The organism is Yersinia sp. 2542 StPb PI, assembly GCF_048593855.1.
GTDB classification, from domain to species: Bacteria; Pseudomonadota; Gammaproteobacteria; order Enterobacterales; family Enterobacteriaceae; genus Yersinia; species Yersinia enterocolitica_E.
In genome coordinates this window covers 1-8,718 of sequence record NZ_JAZGQA010000176.1, presented here as the reverse complement: position 1 = coordinate 8,718, position 8,718 = coordinate 1, and the positions used below count along the sequence as shown (strand labels likewise).

Below are 8,718 nucleotides of genomic sequence, written 5' to 3'. Positions count from 1 at the left end.
TGTTTCTTAATGAACCTCTAATTAACCCTAAAATCTCATGCTCTAGGAAATTAAATTTATCTTGATTATTAAATGATGCAACTATTTCATCGCCAGTTGATAAGTGCTCAAAAAAAATCTCATTAGAATATGGCCCAATTCTCTCTGCAGAAAAATATCTATTCCTCGCAGAATCTAGTTGAACTTTGGACTCAAAGTGTAGGAGTATCGAGAAAGCAACGTCCAAAACGTCATAATCTAATGTTTTATTTCTCACGAGATTTTGCAGTTCTTGTTTTTGTAAACCCTTTTTTTCTCGGATGAGATCAGCTTTGATCTTCAATGCATTTAATATTGATTTAACATTACCGTCTAAACCATCTATGTTTGTAATGGAATCAATCTTCTTTTCTGCATCAGATATTTTTCTGTGCGAAATATCCTGCATGAAATAGGCAATAAACCCTTTAATATCTTTTGGTTCTATGCTGTTAATGATGTTAACAATTTTATTATTAGCAACATTATCCCCTGAACCTGTATGAATTTGTTTTTCCATTATTTGCCATTATTTTCCATTATTGATAACTTTGTTTCCCGCGACATTATCGCCAGTACCGTAGTGATTTTGACTAACCACACCAATTGATTGTTCTTGCTTGATATTTTGCATGCATTTTATTATCTCTTGATTGTTTTCAAGACGCTTTTTTATTGCATGTTGACCTAACTCGTCTAAATCAAGCTGCTTTAACTTATTTGCTAATTCTTCAATCAATTCATCATCGAATAGCCATCCCTGTAACTTGTCTTTTAAAAACTCAGCCGAAATTTTAACCCCTTTGACAAAACCGTCATAAAGGACTCCTGAAAGGATTGTGCTAGTCATAAATTCCATACCAACTCCTATTTTCTCACATAGTAAAGTGCTAAAATCGTTCTTTTTTACAGAAAAATCAACCATATTTAGCCATGAACTTGACTTCAATAACCTAACTATCCAAGAGACAGTCACCCACACCTTTACCATACAGAACAATACATAGTGATATTTGTAATACCCGACACTGCCAGCATTCGTGTACAAAACGGTCGCTGTGAGTGAGATGCGAGCATTTCTTAATCAAGATAATGGATGGATCACATGCTGACATGTATTTTTTCAAGTCACTTCTTCTATATGCCATCCTTTAACTACAAGCGCATCACGCAAAGTCTGCGAAACGCGGCTTTCGTTCGCTGCAAGGCATAACAATTTCGTTGGTCGAGACATTGCTACGTAAAGGTTGCGCATTTGCGCCTGTTGAGTTTTTGGAAGCTTTGAGATGTTTTTGATCGATATTCCTGCAATATACTCGAGTCCCAATGCGACATCGAACTTACGACTGCTTCCGCCGTAGGATTCTAGGATTAAAGATGCGGCATGAGTTTCGCCTTTCATCCCTGCAATCGTACCGAGTCCAATATCAAGGCTTCTTCCTTGAAAACTAATTTTACATCTTGCCGAGGCAGAAGTGTTTAGCATTCCCCTATCGCCTGCGTCTTCGAAAATGCTCAGTCCCTTAAATTGTTCAAGGATTAGCCCTTCTGGAAGGTATGGCTTAAGTTGCGTGTAGAGCAGCGATATCAGTACATCTCGCTGACCATCTGAACAAAGTTCCTCCCCGGACAATGCGAGCTGCCGTGTTAACTTATCAATTGTTCCAGTGGGTGTAACAGCATTTGCAGCTCGTGGAAGCGCTCGTGCATCACGAATGTCTTGCGCCAACGATGTCCCAGCTGCACGCAGAACAAGCAATAAAGCTCTGCGAACGTCAGAAACTCTTGAACTCAAAGATGTTTCTTTCAAAGTCTCTTTACTATCACCGACTAGACTCCAGAATCTTTCGGAGCGTATTCCTGCACTAAGTTTGTCTCCGCCATAGGTTGGACAGTAATCAAGAAGATGACGACCTGCGTCAACGTTACCCTCACCGGTTTTGCGAGCGCTCATCGCCTTAACCTCGCGCACACCAATGCTGTCTTCGCTCAATTGGTCAATAATGATTTGACCAAAGCGTTCGACTACTTTGATTGCACTATCCGTTTTGTACAAGAGCAGGACTGGGGCATGGGCATTTTCGGCCTCACCAACAACAGCCTCACCACTGACACGGACACACCCTACAGCATCGGAAATTGCTTTACCGAACCGCTTACTAGTACTGATACATCCATACCCAGCACGTGGGAATGTGAGTAATTCAGCTTGTTCTTCATCAGAGAGAATCTTCTGATCGATATCCCCAAAACGTTGCATCACTGACCGACCATCGAAAATACGATTCAACAAGGACTCTTGTTCCCAAGAGGTATCCTGCATCTCATCGATGAACACCATTGGGAAACGACGATGCACAACATCAAGAAGTCTTGGGCAGGTCTGGAGCGCTAGGTCAGCAAATGCAAACATGTCACGATGCCGAAAAATGCCCTGACCCGTCAGCATGTTTTTGAGGGTCATCAGGGATTCGTATGATTTGGTGTGCGATGCGGGTAGGCTGCCGCTTTCAACATGCACTCCAAGCTCTGCCGTGCGATAGAAGAGCGTAGTAGCAATACCTTCACCATTCATCTGTTTCTCCAGATAAAAGCGAAGGCTTGAAAATCTCCTCGTCATAAGTAGAGAGCGAGCTTTGTCCGCGAACACCTGATCATCAATGACATCAATCTTCATTCCTAGGCTACGTAGTAAGGGCATTGCAAAGAAATGATTGACGAAACTATGGATAGTACCGATGAAGTGGGGGTAGCTCAGAAGCTGGGCTCCTTCAACTGTTCCCGCCAGGCGATGTGCAATCTCATCGCGAGCAACGTTAGTGTGACTTAGAACACATATGCCTCGGCGTGCATGAGGCCATTTCCTAGCCAGCAACAAAAGTTTTGCTGCAAGCAGCGATGTCTTCCCACTTCCGGGTACTGCATTAAAATCACGCGATCTGTTTTCAAGTAGGGCTGAACGACGTTCAGCATCGTCAAAGTTCAGGTCTCTGGCTAGCGTCGTCAGTTCGACTAAGTCGTCTGGAGAGAGATGGACAGCACTCATTTATGATCTCCTAGATACCGTTTGTTGCCGCGTTAGCCGGAACGGTAGAGCTTGCCGACATGGCTGTTGTTACTGCCGCCGTAGTTGCACCAGTCGATATGGCAGCTCCGGTAACAGCCCCCGTCACCGCAGAGGATTTAGATTTTAGATCTATCGTCAGGTGTGATAGTGCAGTTTGCAGGTATGGAGGTAGTTTATTGAACAGTTCGTCATTCGTGCCATACGCACCTGTAGAAACCAGCTCAGCTGCATACTGAGCAGCTATGGCTTTCGAAGCTTTTTTCTCTTGAAGAGGCTGATAAATAATTGCAGCGAGAGCTTCATCGGAGTTACCCGCAGCCTCCAGCGCTAACCAGTTCGTTTCTTCCGCTGCAAGTGTCTCAACTTCGTCGCTTTCTTCTAACCTTTCATTGCGTGACTTAGCCTTTACGGCAAGAGAAATGGCGAGGTACATCAGCTTAGCGCAACCGTAGTGGGCAAGATCATATTCGAGTGTCCACCTATCAGATACACAGACGATCGTGTTACCGCCTTCCGCACGGTCCTTTTTGCTTTGCACGACTTGCTTCATTTCATCAGCGTCATAATCCGAATCGAAGCGCTTACCCTGAGCGGGTTTTGAGACGTAGCTTTTTGCTACGTCAGGCACAATGTCCCGGTCTGTCAGGCATACGACCGGTATTGGGATATCCGGGTCGGTACCTTCTCTCTGGAGAATGCGGGCGTAATGGTAAAGCCCGGTATTTCCAACGTTAACAAGTGATACACCGTGCTTTGAGAATGAGCGACCACACATCTCTGCAATAGCTGGTAGCAAGATTGCTTCAGCAGGCCCTTCCACCATCATGACACCGCGTGCAAAAAATAGATTCGCTTTGGTTGCATCGATAAAACGGCGAAGGAAAGAGTAGTCGGTACGCTTTAGTTTCGTTTTGCCGACAGCTAAAGGGAAGGTCTGTGCCTTGTGCACCAGTGTTATATCTTCAATGCGTGCAGTTGATACCAAAGAAGGGCTGTGCGTCGTCATAATAACCTGAACCCGCTTATGCGCCTGATCATCGTTAGAGTGCTCTTTCAGGAGATCCATCACGCGCTCTTGCAACTGAGGGTGGAGATGCGCCTCTGGTTCCTCAACGAGAAGGAGGCCCAGTTCTTCGCCATCTCGCAGCAGCACCAGTTCAGTAGCCATAAACAATGCATTGTTATACCCAAGACCGCGAGCGCAACGAGCGTCAGGATCAATGTGTGCTCCGGGAAGCAGCGACAGCTCGAATTTCTCCAGAATAGGTGTAAGCGCTAGATTGGGTGTGATACGGATGCGCGACTGAATTGCATCTCCGGAAAATGCAAATTGGCTCAAGTAGTTGTCGTTGATGTCCTTCTCTACACTTTTGATAACTTGATGCTGACCAAGGTGGTGCTGAGTGAACGCCATCAGACCGACTAGTTGCGTAGGAATGTTAGTTGGCATTGTCTGATCGAAGTCGTTTACCTCTTGCCCAGCAATAAGGTTATGGGCTCCAAGAATCTGGGACAGACGTGATTGGCGCCCTGAACTTAACTCCGCCTCAGCATCGCGTAGGGGCCTTAAGTAGGTTGCTCGCACCAGCTCTCTTACCGCGTAACCCACTTCTGGCCCACTGCCATTTACTCCAGTTCGCACAATTGTTTCAACACGTGAACGCTTAGTTGCCTGGGGTGGGTGAAAGCGTGCCTCAAGATGCAGAATGAGCGAGCAAGTTCCATCTTCACCAAGTGTCAACCATTCAAGGACAGAAGCTTCCTGATCGGTACTTAGCCCACACAGAGTGGCCTCGATACAAAGGGTATTAGAACGAATTGCGCCGTGAATGTGAAAATCTTGCTCGAAGAGACGGATGTTTTCATAACTGGTCGTCAGCAGCACCTGTCGGATAGCATCAACGATACAGGTCTTTCCTGCATCATTCTCTCCTACAAGGATATTTAGCCCCGGATTGAGCTCCCAGTCGAGTGCAGGTGCGGATGCACTATCTCCAAAAGCACGATAGTTGCGTGCGCTGATGTGCTTCAGATACATGTTCTCTCCTTAGTAGAAATCTCACATTTGATGCATCTTAGATGAAACGGAATGACGACATTACGTCCTCAATTCATGTCGTTAAAGTACCGGGAAACGGACTTTTACGCGAGGTATTAGTAGCATAGTGCCTTCCAGTGCTGCATAACGGAGGTCGCCTTTTGCTTCATCTGACAGGCGAATGATGCCATTAAGAATAAGCAGGTGGCCAGAATCCAGCAGCGTATGCAAATCCGCAGCGAGGCAGATTCCGTTTTCCACACTCGCATTACCGCCGCTATCGTGACTAACGATATGGGCGGCCTCGAGAGCGAGCCGTGTACCGGTAATAGCACACTGGTTTTCCCAGTTTGATATCACTGTACGTCTGAAACGTCCCTGTGCGGAGCGGATCTCCGCTCGAGTGTACTTTTTTTCAAAACCAGAAAAATGCGGCACCGATATCTGACCGACGAATTTAATGATGTTCTACCTTCAAACGTGGAGGATCATATGCACTTGATTTTAAAAAGAAAATAGTCCATAACTATCCTTTGTGTGGTGGCTGGTCGACGTCAGGAATTTATCCATTGCTGACTGAGCTGCTGGCTATGGTTTCTCTAGAAAATTCTGTACATAGTTGCAAACTCAACCAATCACTGGGTATCTCATTATGGCGACTGATAAAAATACGATGGATAAATTGCCCCGCGATATTAAGGACAAAGTTCTGGTTCGCCCTGTGGGTGGATCAGAAGCCTATGAGGAATTTAATAGCGTACATCACTTTATGCAGACAAAAGGAACGGGAACCAATGCAGACGCCCGCCAGTTCAGACTCGCAGTGAAGCGAAAGGGTATTGCAATATGGCCTGATGATGACCCTCGAGTTACAACTCAGCATACAAGGGATGGCATTCGTTGGGAGGTGCGTCTGAAGGTGCTACGGCCTGAACACTTGTTTTCTCTCAGTGACGACCTAGATGAGGCCGTATCAGCCAAACATTTTGGGAATCGCTACTATGGCTCAGCATCCCGGCCAGATCAGATAAGGTTCAGCAATACTGTCCGTCAAAACTGTCTGAACAGATGTGTTGTTACTGGCGTACGTACCAAATGCAGGGGAGAAGCAGCCCATCTAATTGAGCATTGCAAGGCTGGTTTTGACCACTGGAGCAATGGCTTGTGGCTTCGCGCTGACATTCACCGGCTTTTTGATGCTGGTATGTGTGCCGTTGACCCTGAGACACTGCGTATTCATTTTTCCCCTGAAGCCCTTAAGGAAGATAAAGACCTAACTGAGCTTGAAGGGAAACAGTTGTTGGCAACGAAGAAGCCGATCAACGCAGACTATCTTGAGCCAAGGTGGGAGGTGTTTTGTCGGAAGTTTTAGTCAATGGAGGATGGTATTTGCGGTATTTTTTAACCATATGGCGATCATTCCAGTAATGTTATTGGATAGTTCAACGTCTGCTACGAGCGATATATAGTCATTCGCACCCTGAGAATTACACTTTGAAGTGATTCAGGGTATGCGCTTACTGGTTACGAATATTGAGCGAGAATCATGCGATGATCGCCGCTTTTCTTTCGAGCCAGTAGGTGCTCCACGTTCGCTAACGAATACTCAGGGCATGCAGATAAACTGCTGGCTATATTTCTTTCGAAGAGCGTGGAATGCATACCAATCCCCGATGAAAAGGAGTTGGTGATGACTGCGACTAATCAATTTGCTGCGCACGTTGGTCTGGACTGGCCGATAAAAAACACGATGTCTGTGTTCAGTTTAAAAACGGTGAACGCGTATTCCATGTGATTGAACATACAGCAGAAGCGCTTGATGTCTGGCTTACCGAGTTACACCAGAAGGTAAAAGGCAGGATCGCTATCGCCGTTGAGTTGAAGAAAGGCCCCGTGGTGTATGCTCTTCAGAAATATCCGTTTATCACCGTTTTCCCCGTCCACGCTTTGTCCCTGGCTCGTTACCGGCAAGCCTTCTCGCCCAGCGGCGCTAAAGATGATCCGCAGGATGCCGAGCTGGCATTAGAGTTAATGCTGCGTTACCCCCAGAAGATAAAAGCTATTGAACCCGACAATGCGGATATTCGGTTACTTCAGCAACTGGTTGAGCAACGTCGTCAGTTGGTTGAAGATAAACGCCGTTTTGTGAACCGGATAATCAACACGCTTAAACAGTATTATCCTCAGCCACTGGAGTGGTTCTCACATCGAGGTAGCTTACTATTGTGTGAGCTGATTATCCGGTGGCCCAGTTTGCAACAACTGAAACGAGCCAGGCGCGACACGATCCGCAACTTTCTGAATGCCAAAGGTGGCCGCGCAATAGCCCTTACCGAGCAGCGTGTTGCGAGTATTGATAACGCGATCCCATTGACGACAGACCCGAGTGTTATAGAGGCTAATGCTTTGATGGCAACAGCACTGGCGACACAAATTAAAGTCGTGAGTGAAATCATCAAAACCTATGACGCACGAATCGAAGCGCTGTTTGACACATTGCCAGATGCGGGGCTGTTCAAATCACTTCCGGGCATGGGGCCGTGTATGGGCCCACGGATGCTTGCTGCACTTGGTGATAACCGTGACCGGTTTAACAGCGCTGAAGAAATTCAAAACTACGCAGGTGTTGTGCCGGTGACAGAACGAAGCGGTCAGAAATCCTGGGTTCACTGGCGATGGCAGTGTGCCAAGTTCGTCAGGCAGACCTTTGTTGAATGGGCTACCAAGACGGTTACCTCATCATACTGGGCCAGACTTTATTATCAGGGACTGCGAGAAAAAGGAAAATCTCACCAATCTGCAATCCGGGCTCTGGCATTCAAATGGATAAGGATCATTTACCGCTGCTGGAAGACCAGAACCCAGTACGACGAAGCTAAGTATTTGCTGGCTCTCGAAGCGCGACACTCGCCCTTACTGAAGCCATAAAAAGCTTGTCGAATGTCTCAGGGCGTGAAGCGGACATTCTTGTGCAAAATATGTCGCTAAATTACAGTGAAGTTATTTTCGACCAACGCTATAGCCAACTGAACAAGCAGGAAGTTAAAAAATATGAGCAGGCGATTATGTAGGGATAACCGCACCAAAATACGAAACATTCCCCGTCGTATAAAATCACTTAACCGTTGGTCTGAAACTTTTCATAACCCAGTTCGTGCCGTTTTTCCGGAAGAGCAACATTACTGGAATTACAAGATACCTGTAGAAATTAATCTTGTTCAAGGAAAATACAGCAAGCAGAAAGTTAAGGCAGAGTGTGCGCAAGCCATGATCAATGCCTGTTCCAACTTGATGCTCGCCACAGCAGATTGCGATGATATCCCTCGAATTACTGCCGTAATTTGCCTCCCGGATATGTTTACAAGTGAGGTCTGTTTATTTCGTTCAGAGGAATACTTTCAAAGCTTCATTACAGAGGGGAGTTCTGAAAATGGTTCATCGGTACTCCTCAGGGAACGAAGCCTTGCCCGGGAGTGGGGGCTTATTCTTCCAGATGGGGTTCAGGAATTAGGTATTACACTTGACTACTATGGTGGTGACGACCCGGATGAGTGGTTTTCAGGCGAACGCTGGTATTATGGGCAATTATAGTGAC

Annotated in this window: 7 protein-coding genes and 2 pseudogenes; 4 read left to right on the top strand and 5 right to left on the bottom strand. The window is 46.2% G+C overall.

Features of this window, described 5'->3' with window-relative positions:
* The 5 genes and pseudogenes from V1952_RS17365 to V1952_RS17345 form a co-directional block, all read right to left on the bottom strand.
* A pseudogene (locus tag V1952_RS17365) lies at window positions 1–538 on the bottom strand (hypothetical protein); the annotation flags it as partial.
* Between the two features lie 9 nt (window positions 539–547).
* Window positions 548–877 carry a GapS6a family protein gene (gapS6a, locus tag V1952_RS17360; RefSeq protein WP_420075203.1) on the bottom strand — a complete coding sequence of 110 codons (330 nt, stop codon included), beginning with the start codon at window positions 875–877 and terminating at the stop codon, window positions 548–550.
* Window positions 878–1,141: 264 nt separating this feature from the next.
* Complete coding sequence (locus V1952_RS17355) at window positions 1,142–3,064, bottom strand: UvrD-helicase domain-containing protein (protein WP_420075202.1); 1,923 nt, start codon at window positions 3,062–3,064, stop codon at window positions 1,142–1,144.
* A gap of 10 nt (window positions 3,065–3,074) precedes the next feature.
* Window positions 3,075–5,123: an ATP-dependent nuclease gene (locus V1952_RS17350; protein WP_420075201.1), complete on the bottom strand. Its 2,049-nt coding sequence runs from the start codon at window positions 5,121–5,123 to the stop codon at window positions 3,075–3,077.
* A gap of 81 nt (window positions 5,124–5,204) precedes the next feature.
* On the bottom strand, window positions 5,205–5,483 hold the full coding sequence (locus tag V1952_RS17345) for an HNH endonuclease (protein WP_420075200.1): 279 nt from the start codon (window positions 5,481–5,483) through the stop codon (window positions 5,205–5,207).
* Window positions 5,484–5,775: 292 nt separating this feature from the next.
* On the opposite strand from V1952_RS17345, the gene V1952_RS17340 reads away from it, so the two are divergent.
* From V1952_RS17340 to V1952_RS17325, 4 genes and pseudogenes are all read left to right on the top strand, one after another.
* A complete protein-coding gene (locus V1952_RS17340; RefSeq protein ID WP_420075199.1) occupies window positions 5,776–6,495 on the top strand; it encodes an HNH endonuclease in 720 nt (239 codons plus the stop codon).
* 318 nt (window positions 6,496–6,813) lie between these two features.
* A pseudogene (locus tag V1952_RS17335) lies at window positions 6,814–8,051 on the top strand (IS110 family transposase).
* 5 nt (window positions 8,052–8,056) lie between these two features.
* The gene (locus V1952_RS17330; RefSeq protein ID WP_420075198.1) at window positions 8,057–8,194 is read left to right on the top strand and encodes a hypothetical protein; all 138 of its coding nucleotides are present in this window, start codon (window positions 8,057–8,059) and stop codon (window positions 8,192–8,194) included.
* Entirely contained in the window at window positions 8,175–8,714 is a 540-nt protein-coding gene (locus tag V1952_RS17325; protein ID WP_050089661.1) for a DUF3916 domain-containing protein, read from the top strand. The genes V1952_RS17330 and V1952_RS17325 overlap by 20 nt, the downstream gene beginning before the upstream one ends.
* Window positions 8,715–8,718 lie beyond the last annotated feature (4 nt).

Coding starts and splice junctions, on each gene's coding strand:
- V1952_RS17340 (WP_420075199.1), top strand. CDS start 5,776: ATGGCGACTGATAAAAATACGATGGATAAATTGCCCCGCGATATTAAG.
- gapS6a (WP_420075203.1), bottom strand. CDS start 877: ATGGAATTTATGACTAGCACAATCCTTTCAGGAGTCCTTTATGACGGT.
- V1952_RS17350 (WP_420075201.1), bottom strand. CDS start 5,123: ATGTATCTGAAGCACATCAGCGCACGCAACTATCGTGCTTTTGGAGAT.
- V1952_RS17355 (WP_420075202.1), bottom strand. CDS start 3,064: ATGAGTGCTGTCCATCTCTCTCCAGACGACTTAGTCGAACTGACGACG.
- V1952_RS17325 (WP_050089661.1), top strand. CDS start 8,175: ATGAGCAGGCGATTATGTAGGGATAACCGCACCAAAATACGAAACATT.